The sequence below is a fragment of the Levilactobacillus fuyuanensis genome, assembly GCF_003946395.1.
Taxonomy (GTDB): Bacteria; Bacillota; Bacilli; order Lactobacillales; family Lactobacillaceae; genus Levilactobacillus; species Levilactobacillus fuyuanensis.
In genome coordinates, this window is the sequence record NZ_RHNZ01000017.1 from 18859 (window position 1) to 36912 (window position 18054).

Here is an 18054-nt window from a genome sequence, read left to right on the forward strand (position 1 = left end):
AAAAAATGCATAATCTTATCATATACCAGACCTAAGTATTTGGAAAGCAAATTCTCATAATTTTCTCATAAACTAGTGATTTAGGCCCTCATAGGCAGCATCAATCGTCTGTTCAACGGAAACTGAACTTGCACAGACTGCATTTTTATCAACCGAGCGTAAATGCACCAGGAATTCAATGTTGCCTTCGCCCCCCTTGATTGGGGAGAAATCCAAACCAAGGACACTGTAGCCCGTCGCTACCGCAAAGTCAATAATCCGTTGTACCACGGCGGTATGAACAGCGCGGTCGCGAACGATGCCGTGACTGCCGACGTCCGCTCTGTCCGCCTCGAATTGTGGCTTGATCAAAGCAACCACATCTCCGCCAACGGCAATAATGTCCTTCAATGGTGGCAAAATCATCTTTAACGAGATAAAGGACACGTCGATTGAGCTGAACGTGGGCTGGCCGCTGGTAAAGTCGGCTAACTTACTGTAGCGGAAGTTGGTATGCTCCATGACGATGACCCGGGGGTCCTGGCGCAACTTCCAGACGAGCTGGTTACTGCCGACATCTAAGGCATAGCTGAGCTTAGCCCCATTCTGTAACATCACATCGGTAAAGCCACCGGTCGATGACCCAATGTCTAAGACGACCCGGTCGGTCACATCGATCTTGAAGACATCGAGTGCCTTGGCCAGCTTAAAGCCACCCCGTGAGACGTAGGGTAACGGATGCCCTTTCAAATGGAGTTCAGTATCTGCCGGAATCATCGAGCCCGGCTTATCTAGGCGTTCCTCGTTGGTTCCTAGAATTTCACCGGCCATGACGGCACGTTTCGCCTCATCTAGCGATGTAAACAAGCCCTGTTCAACTAATAAATCCGCAACGCGTTTCTTCTTCATGCCTTCACCCGTTTCGTATCAAAGTAACTGAAAAATGACGCCAAGAGGTCGCGTCCCTCACCGACTGGCAAGGTGGCTAACGCCTGCTTACCCGTCTGAATCGTGTCGATCAGCGCCTGATTCGCTCCCGCTAAGCCCAGCTTACCCGGATAGGTATTCTTGGCTTCGCCGGCATCCTTTTGCGTGGCCTTGCCCAACTCGGCCGCTGTTCCAACCACGTCGAGAATGTCATCGTAGATCTGGAAAGCCAGCCCAAAGGCATCGGCGAATTGTAGATACGGTGCCCACTGCGCTTGTGGCGCCTGACCGATAATCAATCCGGCCTGCACTGCGTAGTGGAGTAAGGCCCCCGTCTTTTCACGATGGAGCACGCGCAACTTAGCCAGTGGTAAATCCACGTGTTCGGACTGCACGTCCTTAGCCTGACCCGCAACCATGCCGCCAGGACCGGCCGCAACGGCCAGCGCCTGCACCAACTGGGTCTGCGTTGTCGCCGGCAGATCTGTGGCCGTCAGCCATTGAAAGGCTAACGTCAAGAGACCATCCCCGGCCAAAGTCGCCATCCCCGCACCAAATTTGACGTGGTTAGTCGGTTCCCCGCGACGGAGATCATCATTGTCCATTGCTGGTAAATCGTCGTGAATCAGGGAGTAGGTGTGCAACAGCTCCAGTGCCATGGTTGGCCGCCAGTCGCGATCCTCGTCAAATGGCACGTTCAGGGCTTGCAACGTGGCGACCGTCAATAATGGCCGCAGTCGCTTACCACCGGCCATGACGGAATAAGCCATGGCTTCGGCCAGCCGTGGGTCACCGCTATCCTGAGCGATAGCCGCTTGCAACGGTGCGTTTAGCCGTGGTACCCAGGTCGTTTCAAATTGTTTTAGCCGTGTATCAATCGGCATCACCTGTGCCCCCTTGTGGCGTCTCGAAAGCTTGTTCTTGATCGTTATCGTCCATCATCGTAGCTAAAGTCTTCTCGGCCCCTTGCAGCGTACTTTGCAGATCCTTGCTTAACGCCACACCCTTTTGAAATTGCGAGAGTGCCTGTTCCAAGGGAATATCTCCCTGTTCCAGTTGGGCAACGATATTTTCTAGAGTCGTTAAATTTTCTTCAAAGGTTGGTTTTTGTTCTTCACTCATGTTAATCCTCCGATGTTGGTTGAATGTCAGTAATATCAGCTGTTGCGGTACCGTCACTCAAGTGAATCGTGGCGGGTCCGGCCTTCAAATCAGCCGTCTGCCGCACCACATGATCGTCTTGCGTCACGTAGCTGTAGCCGCGACCCATGATCTTCAGTGGACTCAGATAGTCCAGACCATTGATCAGCTTGCCCACATGTTCTTGGCGATCAGCCAGGTACCGCTTAGCCTCACTATTGAGCCGGTCGGCCAGCTGTGTCACCGTCGTCTGGTCGCGTTGCACTCTAGCCAGTGGATTATGGCCTTGCAAGCTCTGCTGGGCCAACTGGTAGCGCTGCCGCGTCTGTTGGAGCTGTGTCCGCATGTTGCGTGCCAGGCCCTGCTGTGCATGATCCAGCCGCTGGACGTAAGTCTCATACAGGCGTTGGGGCTGCCGGAAAACGTAGGCGGCCATTAATTTATTGAGGCGTTCCTGTTGGAAATTGATCCGGTTGGTCATCGCGTTATACAGTCGTGTCCGCTGCTGCTGCAGCTTGACCACTTCATCGGTCAATACCGGCACGGCCAATTCAGCCGCGGCGGTTGGCGTGGCTGCCCGCACATCCGCAACCAGATCGGCAATTGTCGTATCCGTTTCATGCCCGACGGATGAGATCACGGGAATCTGACTCGCGGCAATGGCCCGCGCCACCGTCTCCTCGTTGAACGGCCAGAGGTCTTCGATGGAACCTCCACCACGGCCAATGATCAGTGTGTCATAGGTCCCGGCCGCATTGACCCGTTCGAGCTGCCGCACCAGGTCTGGTGCCGCGCCATCTCCCTGCACCACTGCGGGGTACAGAACAATCTGTGCGATCGGATAACGCCGCCGCGTGGTGGTAATGATGTCTCGAATAACCGCCCCACTAGGACTCGTGATGACCGCGATGCGTTTGGGAAAACGGGATAACGGCCGCTTAGGTGCTGAGAACAGCCCCTCGTCAGCCAACTTTTTCTTCAGTTGTTCATAAGCCTGATAGAGTTGGCCGATACCATCGGGCTCCATCCGTTCCACGTAGATCTGATACTGACCAGTCGGTTCGTACAGAGAGATCCGACCAGTGACCAGAACCTTCATCCCCGTTTCCGGCGTAAACTTTAGCTTTTCAAACGCCGAACGAAACATGATTGCGCTGATCTTAGCGTGGTCATCCTTCAAACTAAAATACTGGTGGGCGTGTGGCCGCAGACGAAAGTTTGAAATTTCACCTGTCAGGTAGACCTTACCCAAATAAGGATCCACCTCAAATTTGCGTTTTAAATACTGGGTTAGCGCCGTGACCGTTAAGTAATCAGTTGCTGCCAAGTTGCTCACTCCACTCACATAAGTCTACCGTCTGCTGCATCAGCGTGGCAATCGTCATTGGACCCACGCCGCCCGGAACCGGCGTAATCGCCCCGGCCCAGTCTACGGCGGCATCGAAATCAACGTCGCCAGTCAGCTTACCATTTTCATCGCGGTCCATCCCGACATCAATGACGATGGCCCCGCGTTTAATATCATTGCCTTTAATCAAGTGAGTCACGCCGGTTGCCACGACTAGAACATCGGCGGTCCGGGTGATCTCTTCCAAGTGTTTCGTGTGGACGTGGGCTACGGTCACCGTCATGTCGGCATTCAACAGCATTGCTGCCATTGGTCGCCCCACGATCATACTGCGACCAACGACCACGGCCTGCTTCCCACGAAGGTGCTCATTCAGGCTATCCAGCATCGTCATGATGCCGCGCGGCGTGCATGAGACGGGATAATGGCCCGGCAAATTAGCAAAAAGCCGGCCCACGTTCAGTGGATGAAAGCCGTCCACATCCTTCTTAGGGTCGATAGCGGCCACGACCGCCTGCTCGTCCAATCCCACGGGGAGTGGCGACTGGACCAAGATGCCGTGGATACTGTCGTCGTGATTATAACCGTTCACAATCGCGAGGAGTTCGGCCTGACTGATGGTTGCGGGAAGTTCCCGTACCACGGACTTAATACCCAGTTTGACGGCCTTACGGTGCTTGTTCCGCACATAAATGGCGCTGGCCGGATCATCGCCCACGATAATAACGGCGAGACCGGGAACGGCCCCCTGTTCTTTCAGTGCGGCGACCCGTTGCTGGGTCTGCGCGTTGAGGTCCTTTGCGATCTGTTTCCCGTCGATAATGATTGCCATGCGACTTGTCCTCCCCTAAAATTCAAAGTTACTTTCCATTTTAGCATACCTTATCTGAAAACGGGGGTGGTATCCGTTCCCACAAAAAAATCTATATATCTGGCATGTTTGACGGGCATTTTCCCTAATAGCCAATCTCGATCATTGAAAAATCGGTTTTACTTTCTAAGCTTACTGCGCTTACTTCTCATGCCTACCTGATTGCCCACCTGCCAATTATTGCCTTCATTTCAATGGCATCAGTCCCGCTCGTTGCCGTCGATTCACCACACCCTCAAGGTTCCAGTCGAAGCCACAGCAATAACTAAGATACCGACAGCCCCACTGGCAACGCCATTTTGGGTTTGCAGACCCACCACGCTGACACCAGCGACAAGTCGTAGCCGTAGGAGGCCAGGGGTGTAGCCGGCCGGGACGGCGGTGTTACGCCGGGCGCTTGGGCCTCCCCGGGGTTACAGCGCGGGACGAGCTTAAAGTCGAGGTGCGAGACCACTCCACAGGCTCGCACCAGTCCCCACAGCAGGCGGCCACTTTCCTCTACAGTCATAACTCGCAAGTCTGCAAACAAAAAACCGGCCACCTCAAAGGGCAGTCGGTCTCTTAGTTTAAGCTTGTGAATCAGCGGAATCGCCGTCCAAAGTATGGGCGAGAACTCCGTTGATGAAGCGACGAGAGCGGTCATCACTGAAGTTCTTGGCTAATTCCAAGGCTTCGTTGACGGCAACTCGGTTCGGCACTTCTTCCACGTGCTCGATTTCAAAGAAAGCGATGCGCATAATGACCAGGTCGGTCTTTGCGATCCGCTTTAATTGCCAACCGGTACTCAAGTACTGGTCGATTTGGGCATCCAACTCGGGTTGGTTCGCCAAAACACCTTGTACTAAAGTGGTCAGGTAGGCGGGCACGGGAACGGTTTGGTTCGGGTCATCGGTCAGAACACGTTGGTACAACGCGTCTTGATCAGCTTCGGGATTGGCATTCAATGCAAAGAGCATTTGAAATGCACGTTCCCGAATTTGATGTCGTGTAAGTGTCACTATTGGTCACTGTCTCCTTCATCGCTCTGGTTGAACAGGTTGTCTGGATCGACCTGTTGCGCCGTCTTTTCGGGAATGACGCCTTCCACGTGAACGTTTACTTCACGTAAATCGAGGTCCGTCATGAACAACAATTGTTGCTTCACGCTATCTTGAATGGCCAAGGCAACCTTGGGAACCGCTACCCCGTAATTCAAGTAAACGTACACATCAACTGCTAGTTCGTCGCCATCAAACACGAGCTTAACGCCCTTACCGTGTTGTTCTTTGCGACCCAAAAGCTCCGTGACGCTGTTTGCCAGTGAACCACGCATCCGCGCAACGCCTTCAGTTTGGCTAGCCGCAATGCCGACGATGATTTCGAGGACTTGTGGCGCCACTTCGATTTTACCCAGTGCGGGTTCCTTTGATTCTAAAATGATATTAGTATCTTCTGCCATTCGTTGACCCTCCCTTACTGTTTAAACGTATAAAAACTTAGGCACGAGAAATGTAGGTACCGTCAGTCGTGTTGATGGAGAGCTTGTCGCCTTCGTTAACGAAGAATGGCACTTGAACGACTAAGCCAGTGTTCATGGTAGCAGGCTTGGAACCACCAGAAGCGGTGTTCCCCTTGATACCAGGTTCAGTAGCCGTAACTTCCAAAACAACGGTGTTTGGTACTTCGATACCGAGAACTTCGTTACCGAATTGTACCAAGTCAACGTTCATGTTTTCTTGCAAGTAAGGCAATTGTGCCTTGATTTGGTCGTCAGGTACTTCGATTTGTTCGAAGTTGTCCGTATCCATGAAGACCCGGTTGTCAGCGTCTTCGTAAAGGTATTGCATTGAACGCGTTTGGATATCAGCACGTTCCATCTTAGCACCGGCACGGAAAGTCTTTTCTTGCACAGCACCAGTCCGTAAATTCTTAAGCTTTGAACGAACGAAAGCGCCACCCTTACCTGGCTTTACGTGTTGGAATTCAACGATCCGCCAGATTGCGTGATCGACTTCGATAGTTAAACCATTTTTAAAATCAGCAGTAGAAATTGCCATAATGTTGTCAGCCTCCTAAAATATGTCCTCTTTATAATATCAATTCTTACCCATAAAAAGCAAGATGAGCGTGTTACTTACAGAATAATTAAATTCCGTGGTGCCGTCGTCAGCGTCTCATGACCCTCAGACGTCACCAACAAATCATCTTCGATCCGTAGACCGCCCTGATCTGCAAAATACACACCGGGTTCGACCGTGATGACTTCATTAGCCGCCATCACGTCGGGCCAGCCGCGACCAATGTTAGGACCTTCGTGAATATCCAGTCCAATCCCATGACCGGTCCCATGAATAAAGACCTCGCCGTAACCCTGCGTGGTCAGGTAATCGCGTCCGATTTTATCGAGATCGCCACCGGTCACACCGGGCTTAACGGCTGCCATGATTTTCTCCTGGGTCGTTTGGACGGCCTGGTAAGCCGACTTGAGCAACTCACCGGGATCGCCCAAGGCCACAGTCCGTGTCACATCAGACGTGTACCCATCAACGTAGAATCCACAGTCAATGGTGACCATGTCATGATCCGCCAATAACTTATCACTGGCGGAGCCATGCGGCCAAGCAGACCGTTTGCCACTCGCCACGATTGTATCGAAGCTCGTACCTGTCGATCCGTGATCACCCATCCACCGTTCCAGCCATTGAGCAGCTTGGCGTTCGCTCATACCCACATGGAGCTGATCGAATAACGCCGTCACCCCTTGACTAGTCAGAGCAGTAGCCTTACGAATCGCCGCAATCTCGGCCGGTTCCTTAATCTGCCGCAAATTATCCACGACCCCTGCCAACGGCACAATGTCCGTCCACAGGTGCTCGTCTAACCACTGATACTCGTTTAAGGATAAACTATCCTCAATTCCGAGTACGGTGGCTCCTACGGCCTGCAAATGGTCGTTAGCGGCCTGTAGATAGTCCCGAGTGATTGCCAGTGGCATATCTGGAATGGTTGCTTTCAATTCCGTCAAATACCGGGCATCGGTAATGAATACAGCATCCTTGGCCGTGACCAAGAGATAGCCATCGCCGCCCTCAACGCTCGCACCAGCTAAGTACTGCTGATTGCTTGCGCTGGACACCAAGAAACTATCGATACTGAGCCGGTCAAATTGTGCTTGTAACCGTTCGATTCTAGTCGACATCAACCCAACCCCTTTGCTATTTTAGAGATGAATTTGATTCTGAAAATCGCCCTTACTGACGTTAACCACCAGCAAAAGCTGTCGCATCCCTTTGCGACTTCCCTGGTAAGCGTACCATTTTACAGGAAAACGGCAACCCCCAGTCAGAGAAATCGCCGACCCGTAGCCACTCGTCACCACCAAAAAAGATATGTAGCTAACCCAAAAACGGGCTAGCTTCTTCAGTTGTGACAGCGGCTACTGATAGCCGGTCCGAGAAACACCCTGTCATCATCAGTTGGTACCAGCCTGACGGAACGTCTTTCATTTTAGAGAGAGAAAGAAGAGCTTAAAGCGAATTGGTCTCGCCTCAAGCTCTTCAGTCGTACGAGGAAAACCTCGTGTTATTTAGCTACTTCTTCAGTAACTGGGTATACGGATACTTGACGCTTGTCACGGCCAAGACGTTCGAATTTAACGACGCCAGCAACCTTAGCAAACAGAGTATCATCCCCACCGCGGCCTACGTTCACACCTGGGTAGATGTGCGTACCACGTTGACGGTAGAGGATAGAACCACCGGTAACAGTTGAGCCATCAGCAGCCTTCGTCCCAAGACGACGACCAGCAGAGTCACGACCGTTAGCAGTAGACCCACCACCTTTATGGTGAGAGAAGAATTGTAAGTTCATGTTCATCAGCATAAGTTTCACCTCCGCAAATTAGTCTTTGGTTTCTGCGAATTTAATAAAATCCGCGTAATTTGTGGCGACATCTCTTAACCCATCCGCAAAACTCTGGAGGAGCGTTTGTCCCTTAAGTTCAGCCGTTGCTTCCAGCTTTGGTGGGAGGTGGACTTCCAGAAAGCCACCTTCCTGATCACGGTTGTCGACCTGCACCGGAATCTTAGCGATTCGTTGCAGGCTATTGACGGTCGTAATCGCAAGCACCGATACTGCGGCACAAACAATGTCTTGACCATACTCACCTGAGTCAGCATGGCCAGTGATTTGGAATGAATCGATTCGGTTAGCTCCGTGATGGAACGTCGCGTGAATCATCGAGATCGCCTCTCTTAATCTTTAGGCTTAAGCGTTGATAGCATCAACGACAACCTTGGTATATGGTTGACGGTGACCCTTCTTCGTATGAGTACCCTTTTTGGCCTTATACTTGTAAGTAACAACTTTCTTTTCCAGACCCTGCTTTTCAACAGTTCCAGTAACAGTTGCACCTGCAACAGTTGGCGTCCCAATCTTAGGCGTTTCGCCACCGACAAAGACAACTTGGTCAAAAGTAACCTTTTCACCAGCTTCAACGTTCAACTTTTCGACGTAAACAGCTTGGCCTGCTTCGACCTTGTACTGCTTGCCGCCAGTTACGATAATTGCGTACATGTGTGTGCACCTCCTTATAATTTTAGACTTAGACTCGCCGAAAACAAGTGCTCCGCAAGCGGAAAACTTAATGACTCGTCCCGAGCGGTTGCAGCTGTGGAAGTCCACAAATACAACATGAAAATTATACTTGATAGGATTTCCTACGTCAAGCTTTATTTTCATTTCGGGTGGAACCGATAGACTGCTTTACTCCCAATCCCTACAGTAGACAAAGGGCCCGGTGCTTACTTTTCCAGATTGCACGTGATGAACCACTCGCGCAACTTGGTAGCTTCGGAACTCGGCAACAGCGCCGCAAAGCTACGACCCAGGTGGCTGTAGCTAAAGCGCCGGTCATCGGCCAGCCACTGCATGACCATCCCCATGAAGGCAGAGGCCAGGTAGCTCGCCGGAATTTCATTTTCCGTCATGTGGAAGTTTTGTTGTTTCCCCTCAAAGTTCAAGCCAAACTCATACAGCTTCTGAATCAGTGTAGACAGTAAGTATTCCCGAAAGCGTGGAAACTGGGTGTCGAACAGTGTGGTCAGAATCTGATGATGTGTATCGGCGTATTCTAATGCCGCATTCAAATCAAAACCGGTCACCTGTAAGACGCCTGCGGCCGTATTGGTATCGGTAATGGCCGTGATTGTTTCGGCGTGGAAAAACCACTCATCCACGACTTGTCGCTCCGTTTGTAGGAGGAAGTCGGCCTTATCTTTATAGTGGAGATAAAAGGTTCCGCGGGTGATTTGGGCGGTCTTCGTCAATGTCTGCACGGAGACTTCCTTCAATTGATGATCTTCAAGTAAAACGCTTAGGGCTTGACGTAGCCGCTCATTGGTCCGAATGACCCGTGGATCGACGTGACTGATAAGAGTCCCCTCCCTTTTGGTTCATGAAACCTGTTTCATGAATTTTTTGAATATTCAGCCGTAACTCCCACTCTTAAATAATTTAAAAGTTTTAGGACAGTTACGATTACGTATAGAACTATTAGTTAATTATGATATTAACTAATAGTTCTTAACACATAGCTCTTGCATTTTAACAGTCCCCGCTTAAAAATACCAGCAGTCTTCTCCTAATTATCGCGACTGTTACCATCTTTGACGCGTGGCTCCCGTGACATCGCGTGTCCCCGTTGTGGGCAGCCCACCACACTATCAACGACTCTGTGAAAAGCTTAACTTCCTCCAGAGACGCAAAAAGGATCGGCGATTGGGCGATCCTTCTGCATTATTGCTGTTCTAATAATCATTTGCCTGGCGATCCAGGTTAACTTTGCGTTCTTCTTCATAAGCCGCTTGAATCTCATCTTGGCTAAAACCAAAATCAACGAATCCCCACTTCAAGAAGAGCCGCCATGCATGACGGAAATCTTCCTGGCGGTGATCGAAGTGACTGTTAAATAACATGCGTTTTAAGATTAAGTATTGTTGATCAAGATCCTTCGCTGGCCGACTCTTCTCTAATCCAGTCAGGTCCTCTTCAGTAATCATGATCAGGTGGGTCCAGGTCTTCTTGGCCGCAACCAGGAAGAAGAAATCCATGGCATCGGTATATTCCGTCAGTAAGGTCTGACGTGGCGTTTGGCCTTCGTCAGCCTTACCACGGTGCGTCTTCCACACCTTGAACCACTCGGATGTGTTGGCCGTTTCTGCCAATTCAACATCCAGGGCCACGTAGGCGTTCTCGATCTGAACCTTTCGTGGGAGTTCAATGTCTCTGTCCCGAGTAATCTGTTCGTCCAACGCAATCGACTGTTGGACCAATTTTGCTAGCTCTAACACCGCGTGAGCCTCCTATTCAAAGACAAGTGGATCCGACTTGATTTCCAAATCCGTCAGATTTTCTAAGTACCAGTCCCGCATGAATGGGTACTTCAACAGCACGTCGAACCAGGAAATCTTCTGATCATCATCGTGGACCGTCAAGACCCATTCGGGCTGACCTTCCAATTGATTGTTGAAGATGTCCACGACCACGTTGTTATCCAACGTGATCTCAGCGCCGTTGCCATTCACACCATTCGTCAGCATGTAATCGTTCTTGGCGGCCGTCACAAACAACCGGTCGACGATACCTGCAGGCAAGTCAGCGGCCCGAACAGAATAATTCTGGCGGTTGGCAGCATCCAAGATGTTAAAGTCCACGGAGTACCCGTAATCTTCCTTCAAGTAGCGGGCAAAGTCCAGCAGGACCTGGACGGACGTCTTCACTGTTTCGGCTGGAACCGTCTCGTGGAGGTCAATGATAAAGAGTTGGGTCAATGCGTGGCTGTTAAAGCGGAACATCTTGCGTTCCAAGTTCAGATAGAACAAGGATTGGCCGGTTGCCCGTTCGCGATAGAACACCCCACCATTTTCAGAAGTTTCTACTCGGAAATTAAAGGTGCCCCGGTCGCCCAGCGTTGTCAACTGTTGCGTCAACTCTTCACGGTGATCGCGTGATTGCAGAATCACTTGGCTGCCTTGATCATGCAGTTCCAACATCCGCGACATGAATAACAGGTAGTAATCGGCATTGCTGTACTGGTGTGGGAACGTCACGTAGTCGGAATCCAATTGAAAGTCGGCGAGTTGCGTGGCCGCATTGACCAGCTCGTCAGCATCGGTCGTCCGAATCAATTGGTCCATGAGTTTCGTAAAGGTCAACCCAGTTTGCAGGCCGTCCTTAATGGCTTCGTTATAGTTCAGCAGGCGGCCGCTCGTGGTTAACGTGGATGGATCATTTTCGTTAATCATCGACTGTCACCTCACCCTCGCTCTTGCCCAATAGGCTGTTCAAGTAATCGGCATACAAGCTGGCATTGTGGGCTTCGAAGTGTTCGAAATCATCAAAGGCATCACGAATGCTTTGCTTTTCATAATTCAAGATCGTGTCTTCCTTGGACAAGACCAGAATCTTATCGTCATTTTCTTTGATCAGCTTGTGGGCGTTCAGGGCCTTCTCGTCCTCATCCGCCAGCTGAGTCAGTTGATCGATAATATCTTGGCGTTCGCCCTTAACCTTACCAGATTCCCAAGGCATGCTACTCTTGCCACTATTTTCTTTCAACTGGTCACGGAGCTTCGTCTTTTCGTTATCTCGAGTCGTTTGGGCATCGACCAATTCCTGAAGCTTTTCGCTTTCAGCGGAAATGGCTTCGATCTTCGACGTGTTCAAGCGTTGGCCTTGGCCTTCTAAGCCAAATGAATCACGGAGCTTTTGGTATTCGGTCTTGTCGAACTCAAAACGGACATTGATGACGTCTAGGTCACCAAATAGGCGCCGATCCCACCAGTTACCAAAGTAGATATGGAACATCCCCGTTGTAAATTCTTCATAGTAGAAGAACGGGTAGATGTGGCCTAAATAATCGATTAAATTGTCACTCAAATAATGGCTAATTTGGGGATGAATGTTGTCGACCAATTCGGCCAAATGGTTCACGGACCGGTTAGCACGGGTCTTCTTTACTTCTTGGTAGTAGCGAACTTGGTCAAGAAGTTCGTAGATTTTTCGGTCATCGCCATGCTGAACCGCTGCCTGCATCGTACTTAAGTAATCGAGTTTACCTGCGATTACTTGCGTCAGGGCATCGGCTGCATTGGCTTGCTGTTCTTGATTTTCCATGGATTATCCCTCATTCTCATGTTCCCTAGCCTGTGCTGAAAACATTTGGTTATACGTTCATGTTACCAAAAAATGCCGCATAATAAAGCAGTTTCGCCCAATTTCGCCGGAAAACAATGAAATTTTTACAATTTTTGACGATGAAGGGCCACATTGCTGATGGGATTATCGGAACTGGTCGTCTGCGGCTGTCAGGGATTCTGCCTGCTGTGGGGACCGCTTGCAGCCACAAAACAGGCTTCCAGCTCGGTTTGAACCCTCACCAAGTTCAGGTGAGTTTCCAAACATATCCCACGGTGTTAACACCGTTGTCACGGCCGGCGCCATCCCTGCCCTCCTCCGGCTACGACTCAGCATTACCAACGTCCTCTCAACTTACCTCAAATTTGGACAAAGTCACTTGTTCCATGCCAATCACTATAGTCGCGGCTAGCTTTAATTTAAATCACCAAATGCTGACTGACATATTCCATCACTTACTAATCAATTGAATGGAAATCCAATAACTCAGCTCATCAGTACTCCCGTCAAATCATTGTCATATCAACTATTCGTTCAAAAAAAGCCATTGTCCGAGGCAAAAGTCCAGGACAACAGCTTTATTAAACGATTTAAAATGGATTATTTATATTGCGTACGCGGAATTCAATCACGTATATTGAGCGGATGAACAACTATCTTAGCCGAAGGCGGCCAAAGATGTAGCCAGCCGTGACGGTGGTCTTAGCTGGCGCATTATCAGCCAGCTTAGACCACGGGACGCGCTTGGAGACGTCTGAACTTTGACGGCTTCAAGTCGAGGCATAAGACCGCTCTATGGCTTATGCCGATCCCCACAGCAGGCAGAGTCTTTGGCAGCTACAGGCGACAACTTCCATCCTCCAATCAACTTCCGTTTAGTACAATTCCAGGTACTGATCGCGTTCCCATTGGGAAACCTGCGTCCGGTAAGAGTTGTATTCCAAGTTCTTAGCTTCCATGAAGCTCTGGAACAAGTGATGACCCATAGCGTTACGCATCACTTCATCGGCTGCCAAGTCCTTCAACGCATTGTGCAACGTATCTGGCAAGTTGGTGATGTGGTTTTCCTGACGTTCTTCAGCATCCATCCGGTAAATGTTCCGGTCGATGGCTTCACGTGGAGCCAATTGGTTCCGCAAACCATCTAGGCCGGCTTCCAGAACGGCAGCGATGGCCAGGTATGGGTTAGCCGCTGGGTCCACACTCCGGAGTTCCAAACGGGTGGACAAGCCACGGGAGTTTGGTACTCGGATCAGTGGTGACCGGTTAGAACCGGACCAAGCAACGTAGACAGGGGCTTCGTAGCCGGGAACCAACCGCTTGTAACTGTTAACGATTGGGTTGCAGATGGCGGTAAAGCTCCGGGCATGCTTCAACAGTCCACCCAAGAAGTGGAAGGCATCTTCTGACAGTTGCATGTTACCCTTTTCATCGAAGAAGGCATTACCCTTGTCGTGGAAGAGTGACATGTTCAAATGCATCCCGGAACCGTTGATGCCAGCCAATGGCTTTGGCATGAACGTGGCGTACAGCCCGTATTTCCGAGCGATGGTCTTTACGACCAGCTTGAACGTTTGAATGTTGTCGGCGGCGGTTAGGGCGTCGGCATACTTGAAGTCAATTTCATGTTGGCCGGGAGCCACTTCATGGTGGGCCGCTTCAACATCGAAGCCCATATCTTCCAAGGTCAAGACGATTTCACGGCGACAATTTTCACCCAAGTCCATTGGGGCCATATCGAAGTAGCTCCCCTTATCGTTGAGTTCCGTCGTTGGCTTGCCGTTTTCATCCATCTTGAACAGGAAGAATTCGGGTTCTGGTCCGATGTTAAAGTCGGTGAAGCCGGCCTTACGCATGTCACTTAAGACCCGGATCAGGTTGTTCCGTGGGTCGCCTTCGAAAGGCTTGCCATCCGTCGTGTAGACTTCACAAATAACCCGCGCAATCTTGCCACGTTCCGTGCTCCAAGGGAAGATCATCCAAGTTGAAAGGTCAGGGTACAGGTACATATCACTTTCTTCGATCCGCACAAAACCATCGATCGATGAACCATCAAACATCAGCTTGTTATCGAGCAATTTGTCCATCTGACTGATGGGTACCTCAACGTTTTTGATTGTCCCGAATAAGTCGGTAAACATTAACCGTAAAAATTTAACGTTTTCGTCCTTTGCCATCTGGCGAATATCATCTTTGGAATAGTCCCGTTTTGCCATTAAAATCGCTCCCTGTCAGTTTTTGTTTCTCCAAAATGTCGTGGTTAAAGAGGCCGCTGTTGCAGCCCCGGTTCCGGATGACCCAGACCACCCTGCCGAATGAATTCATCCTGCAAGATGCGGCGCACATCCTCATCGGTCAACGGTTGCTGTTGCGCATCCCGTTTGGCCCGAGCCGCGGCCTGTTGCTGGTCGTAAATGGCTTTGATACCCGCCACGTTCACGCCATCTGCGAGGTAATCACGAATCTCGAGCAAGCGGTCAATATCGTTTAACGAATACAATCGCCGATTACCATCGCTCCGTTCGGGAGAAATCAGCCCCTGAGACTCATAATAGCGAATCTGCCGGGCCGTTAAGCTCGTCAACTTCATCACGGTTCCCATTGGCAACACGGCCATTGACCGTCGTAACTCTTTCTCCTTCATGCGATTGGCCCCCTTTAACTATGAGGCTATCATACCACCCTGTGACCGGGAGTCAAGAGCTTATGTTATGTTTTGTGACATGAAACTTGATTTTTAAAAATTCTTTAGTTAATTTCTAGACCAAATTAAGCTTTCAGCCAGTCGGATACCTGTGTTTCAATGATTGTCCGTTGTTCGGGGTGCTGGACCAAATCGTACCAAGTGGCGGTCGTTTGGTTACGGAACCAGGTTAGTTGACGCTTGGCATAGTGCCGCGAGTCTTGTTTAACTTGATCGATGGCCGCTGAGATTCGCTCAGGTTGGTCGAGAACTGGTAGTAACTCCCGGTAGCCGATACCGGTAGCCGCTGGAAGATCAGTGCCACCCTGGCTGGCCAGCCACCGCACCTCATCCACGAGGCCATCTTGAGCCATCAGATCGACCCGTTGATTGATCCGGTCATACAGCAAACTGCGGTCTGTGTTCAGCGCCAAGTAAAGTTCATCATACTGGGGTCCCCCATTCTCCTGATGGGAGAAGAGCTGCCCCGTTACCGTGATGACCTCCAAGGCCCGCACCGTGCGACGAATGTTAGTCACCGGAATCTTGGCAGCGGCCTGGGGATCCTTGGCGTCCAACTGTTGCCACAGGTACTCGGCCCCTTTCTCCTGAGCAATTGCTCGGAAACGGTCGCGGACGGTCGGATCACCCGGCGCCTCGGCTCCGAGTTTCAAGCCATCGAATAAAGCTTGTAAATAGAAACCCGTCCCGCCCGCAATGATCGGCAAGTGGCCGCGCGCCGTGATGGCCGGAATCAGCTCTTGGGCGGCCACCACGAACTGGGCCACCGTAAATTGCTGGTCAACATCTTTGACATCGATCAGATGGTGCGTCGCCTGTGCTTGTTCTGCCGGTGTGGCCTTGGCCGTCCCAATGTCGAGGTGGCGATAGACCTGCATGGAATCTCCGGAGATGATCTCCCCGTTAAATTTTTGTGCGAGGTCGATGGCTAGGGAAGTTTTCCCCACAGCGGTCGGCCCCACGATTGCTAAAACTTTTTCCATGAATCGCATTCTCCTTGTATTTGGTAGCGCAGGCGTACGGCCTGTGCCGGATAGTCAGTGATGATACCCGCAAAATGGTGCTTGAAACAATAGGTCATGTCGGCTGATGAGTTAACTGTCCACGGCCGTAGTTGCACGTGGGGCAACCAGAAGCGATGGGCCTTGACCCAACGAATATCCGGATGGAGGTCCGCCACCTGATGACGCCGCTGCATCTGCTTGGCCTGACGACTAGCCGTCTGGAAGAGCTTGGCGTATTCGGCCTGTGGGTACAAGGCCTTCAGCGTCAGTAAGGATTGTGCCCGAAAACTTGAGAACACCAGTCGAAACGGGACATCCCGCTGTTTAAAATATGTTGCCAGCTGTTGTTCAATGCCTGGATACGGAAATTTATTGGTCTTCAATTCCAGATTGAATATCCCGGTAAACTGGTTCTGATCGAGCAACCGAATCACCTCGTCCAACGTCGGAATCCGGGTGCCCGCATAGTCAGCGGCAAAATGGCTACCAGCATCCAGCTGTTTGAGCTGGACCAGCGTCAGATCCCTGATATTTCCCATCCCATCAGTTGTCCGATCGACCTGCTCGTCGTGCATGATCACCATCTGGCCGTCCTGAGACAGCTGTACATCGGTCTCAATGCCATCTGCACCAGCGTCTAATGCCGCCTGAAACGCAATCAGGGTATTTTCCGGTCGCGTCCCCTTACTTCCACGATGGGCCAGAATTTGGGTCCCTTGCCGTTTGAACATTACCGCCACTCCCTTCATCGTTTTTCCTAAAGGCTAGCGTATCACAAAACCCCTGACTTTTTCGACTGGATTCAGCTAATTGCTGGCTATTTCACAGTAAAACCAGCATAATGGAAGCGGATAACTAATTTATTAAAAAATGATAGGAGTCGATACTATGAAGCATTTCACTAAGGGCTTTCTCTTTGGCGTAGTCGCTACGGCCAGTGCCGTTGCTGGCGCTGTCTTCTCTTTCAAAAAAAAGGTCGTTCAACCAATCGAAGACCAAGAATCACGTTTTGAAGAAAACCGCAAACGGGCCAACCGGAAGAGCCACTCAGCTCACAACGGTTAGTTAGCAAGGAACCTGGGATTGTTTATTCCGGGTTCCTTTTTTAGTTGCTCTCTGAATTAAGTACGAACCCACGTGACGGCAATGTGACTCAGCAAGCTTACTGCTAAATATTCTGCCAATATCTTAATCTACGGTCAGGACAATTGATTATAGCTGAGAATTAGCCTAGCCGGAGGAGGCCAGTAACGTAGCCGGCCGTGTCGATGACCTTGGCTGACGTTCTCTGTCAGGTTAGGTCATGGGGCGAGCTTGGAGATGCACGATTTTTGCGGCTTCAAGTCGAGGTTCAAGACCGCCCTTTGGCTTGGACCAGCCCCCAAAGCAGGCGGAGTTACTGGCATCCGCAGGCGACAACTCTCAGACTGATAGAAAAAGGACCCGCGGCAAAAATGCCGTGGGTCCTTGCTTGTTTAGTACTTCGTCTTCTTCGTCTTACCTTCCCAACGCACGTAACCATTCTTCAGGATAAAGATCTGGTCGAAACCATCTTTACCTAACATGATTGCTGCCCGCGTGCTGATGGTCTTCCCTTGGTCATATAAGTAGACCGGGAGATCCTTGCGGAGTTGGCTGTGATAAGCCTTGAACGTTGAGTAAGGGAAATTGCGCGCCCCCAAAATGTGTCCCGCGTCAAAGTCCTTTTTTTCGCGTAAGTCAACGACTTGAGCCGTCCGAATACCAGCTTCAAATGTTTCGGCGTCGATCAACTTTGCGACCCGGTTACGCCGGATGATCGTTGTCAACTGCCAGCCGCCCCACACGGCAATAAGAATGATGAGGACAATCGTGTAAACTGTCCATCCTGAGATTGCACCAATAACCAAAACGAAATCTTCCTTCC

22 protein-coding genes and 1 other annotated feature are annotated in these 18054 nt (G+C 50.7%); of the genes, 1 reads left to right on the top strand and 21 read right to left on the bottom strand.

All coding sequences use genetic code 11. From position 1 onward, the window contains the following. Window positions 1–72: 72 nt before the first annotated feature. The 20 genes from EKM73_RS09540 to EKM73_RS09635 all read right to left on the bottom strand — a co-directional run bounded on the left by EKM73_RS09540 (window position 73) and on the right by EKM73_RS09635 (window position 16879). Window positions 73–888, bottom strand: a complete 816-nt coding sequence (locus tag EKM73_RS09540; protein ID WP_125701669.1) for a TlyA family RNA methyltransferase — start codon at window positions 886–888, stop codon at window positions 73–75. Beyond that, complete coding sequence (locus EKM73_RS09545; RefSeq protein WP_125701670.1) at window positions 885–1790, bottom strand: polyprenyl synthetase family protein; 906 nt, start codon at window positions 1788–1790, stop codon at window positions 885–887. Before EKM73_RS09545 ends, EKM73_RS09540 begins: the two co-directional genes overlap by 4 nt. Then, window positions 1780–2028 carry an exodeoxyribonuclease VII small subunit gene (locus EKM73_RS09550; RefSeq protein ID WP_020089015.1) on the bottom strand — a complete coding sequence of 83 codons (249 nt, stop codon included), beginning with the start codon at window positions 2026–2028 and terminating at the stop codon, window positions 1780–1782. Before EKM73_RS09550 ends, EKM73_RS09545 begins: the two co-directional genes overlap by 11 nt. 1 nt (window position 2029) lies before the next feature. Then, complete coding sequence (gene xseA, locus EKM73_RS09555; protein ID WP_125701671.1) at window positions 2030–3373, bottom strand: exodeoxyribonuclease VII large subunit; 1344 nt, start codon at window positions 3371–3373, stop codon at window positions 2030–2032. Then, window positions 3360–4226, bottom strand: a complete 867-nt coding sequence (locus EKM73_RS09560; protein ID WP_125701672.1) for a bifunctional 5,10-methylenetetrahydrofolate dehydrogenase/5,10-methenyltetrahydrofolate cyclohydrolase — start codon at window positions 4224–4226, stop codon at window positions 3360–3362. The genes xseA and EKM73_RS09560 overlap by 14 nt, the downstream gene beginning before the upstream one ends. A 605-nt stretch (window positions 4227–4831) precedes the next feature. Next, on the bottom strand, window positions 4832–5263 hold the full coding sequence (gene nusB, locus EKM73_RS09565; protein ID WP_125701673.1) for a transcription antitermination factor NusB: 432 nt from the start codon (window positions 5261–5263) through the stop codon (window positions 4832–4834). Continuing rightward, window positions 5263–5703 (bottom strand): Asp23/Gls24 family envelope stress response protein, encoded by a 441-nt coding sequence (locus EKM73_RS09570; protein WP_020089019.1) that lies wholly within the window; start codon window positions 5701–5703, stop codon window positions 5263–5265. Before EKM73_RS09570 ends, nusB begins: the two co-directional genes overlap by 1 nt. A gap of 37 nt (window positions 5704–5740) precedes the next feature. Then, entirely contained in the window at window positions 5741–6301 is a 561-nt protein-coding gene (gene efp / locus EKM73_RS09575; protein WP_125701674.1) for an elongation factor P, read from the bottom strand. A gap of 77 nt (window positions 6302–6378) precedes the next feature. After that, window positions 6379–7443, bottom strand: a complete 1065-nt coding sequence (locus EKM73_RS09580) for a M24 family metallopeptidase (RefSeq protein ID WP_125701675.1) — start codon at window positions 7441–7443, stop codon at window positions 6379–6381. A gap of 383 nt (window positions 7444–7826) precedes the next feature. Further along, complete coding sequence (rpmA, locus tag EKM73_RS09585) at window positions 7827–8120, bottom strand: 50S ribosomal protein L27 (RefSeq protein WP_027825933.1); 294 nt, start codon at window positions 8118–8120, stop codon at window positions 7827–7829. A 24-nt stretch (window positions 8121–8144) separates the two neighbouring features. Next, window positions 8145–8483, bottom strand: a complete 339-nt coding sequence (locus EKM73_RS09590; protein ID WP_125701676.1) for a ribosomal-processing cysteine protease Prp — start codon at window positions 8481–8483, stop codon at window positions 8145–8147. Window positions 8484–8510: 27 nt separating this feature from the next. Then, window positions 8511–8819, bottom strand: a complete 309-nt coding sequence (gene rplU / locus EKM73_RS09595) for a 50S ribosomal protein L21 (RefSeq protein WP_125701677.1) — start codon at window positions 8817–8819, stop codon at window positions 8511–8513. Between the two features lie 20 nt (window positions 8820–8839). Continuing rightward, window positions 8840–8919 (bottom strand) — a sequence feature (ribosomal protein L21 leader region). Window positions 8920–9046: 127 nt separating this feature from the next. Beyond that, window positions 9047–9580 (bottom strand): TetR/AcrR family transcriptional regulator, encoded by a 534-nt coding sequence (locus EKM73_RS09600; protein ID WP_164508909.1) that lies wholly within the window; start codon window positions 9578–9580, stop codon window positions 9047–9049. A gap of 471 nt (window positions 9581–10051) precedes the next feature. Further along, complete coding sequence (locus EKM73_RS09605; protein ID WP_125701679.1) at window positions 10052–10594, bottom strand: dUTPase; 543 nt, start codon at window positions 10592–10594, stop codon at window positions 10052–10054. Window positions 10595–10606: 12 nt separating this feature from the next. Continuing rightward, window positions 10607–11548 carry a hypothetical protein gene (locus EKM73_RS09610; RefSeq protein WP_125701680.1) on the bottom strand — a complete coding sequence of 314 codons (942 nt, stop codon included), beginning with the start codon at window positions 11546–11548 and terminating at the stop codon, window positions 10607–10609. After that, window positions 11541–12419, bottom strand: a complete 879-nt coding sequence (locus EKM73_RS09615; RefSeq protein ID WP_125701681.1) for an exonuclease SbcC — start codon at window positions 12417–12419, stop codon at window positions 11541–11543. The genes EKM73_RS09610 and EKM73_RS09615 overlap by 8 nt, the downstream gene beginning before the upstream one ends. Before the next feature lie 896 nt (window positions 12420–13315). Continuing rightward, entirely contained in the window at window positions 13316–14656 is a 1341-nt protein-coding gene (gene glnA / locus EKM73_RS09620) for a type I glutamate--ammonia ligase (RefSeq protein ID WP_125701682.1), read from the bottom strand. A gap of 44 nt (window positions 14657–14700) precedes the next feature. Next, the gene (locus tag EKM73_RS09625) at window positions 14701–15084 is read right to left on the bottom strand and encodes a MerR family transcriptional regulator (protein ID WP_125701683.1); all 384 of its coding nucleotides are present in this window, start codon (window positions 15082–15084) and stop codon (window positions 14701–14703) included. A gap of 125 nt (window positions 15085–15209) precedes the next feature. Beyond that, window positions 15210–16127, bottom strand: coding sequence for a tRNA (adenosine(37)-N6)-dimethylallyltransferase MiaA (miaA, locus tag EKM73_RS09630; RefSeq protein WP_125701685.1), 918 nt, complete (start codon window positions 16125–16127; stop codon window positions 15210–15212). After that, entirely contained in the window at window positions 16112–16879 is a 768-nt protein-coding gene (locus EKM73_RS09635; RefSeq protein ID WP_125701687.1) for a glycerophosphodiester phosphodiesterase, read from the bottom strand. The genes miaA and EKM73_RS09635 overlap by 16 nt, the downstream gene beginning before the upstream one ends. 157 nt (window positions 16880–17036) lie before the next feature. Between EKM73_RS09635 and EKM73_RS09640 the strand changes: the two genes are divergently transcribed. Then, window positions 17037–17213, top strand: a complete 177-nt coding sequence (locus EKM73_RS09640) for a DUF3042 family protein (RefSeq protein ID WP_048736212.1) — start codon at window positions 17037–17039, stop codon at window positions 17211–17213. Window positions 17214–17623: 410 nt separating this feature from the next. Here EKM73_RS09640 and EKM73_RS09645 read toward each other — a convergent pair whose 3' ends face one another. Continuing rightward, complete coding sequence (locus tag EKM73_RS09645) at window positions 17624–18037, bottom strand: rhodanese-like domain-containing protein (protein WP_164508910.1); 414 nt, start codon at window positions 18035–18037, stop codon at window positions 17624–17626. Window positions 18038–18054 lie beyond the last annotated feature (17 nt).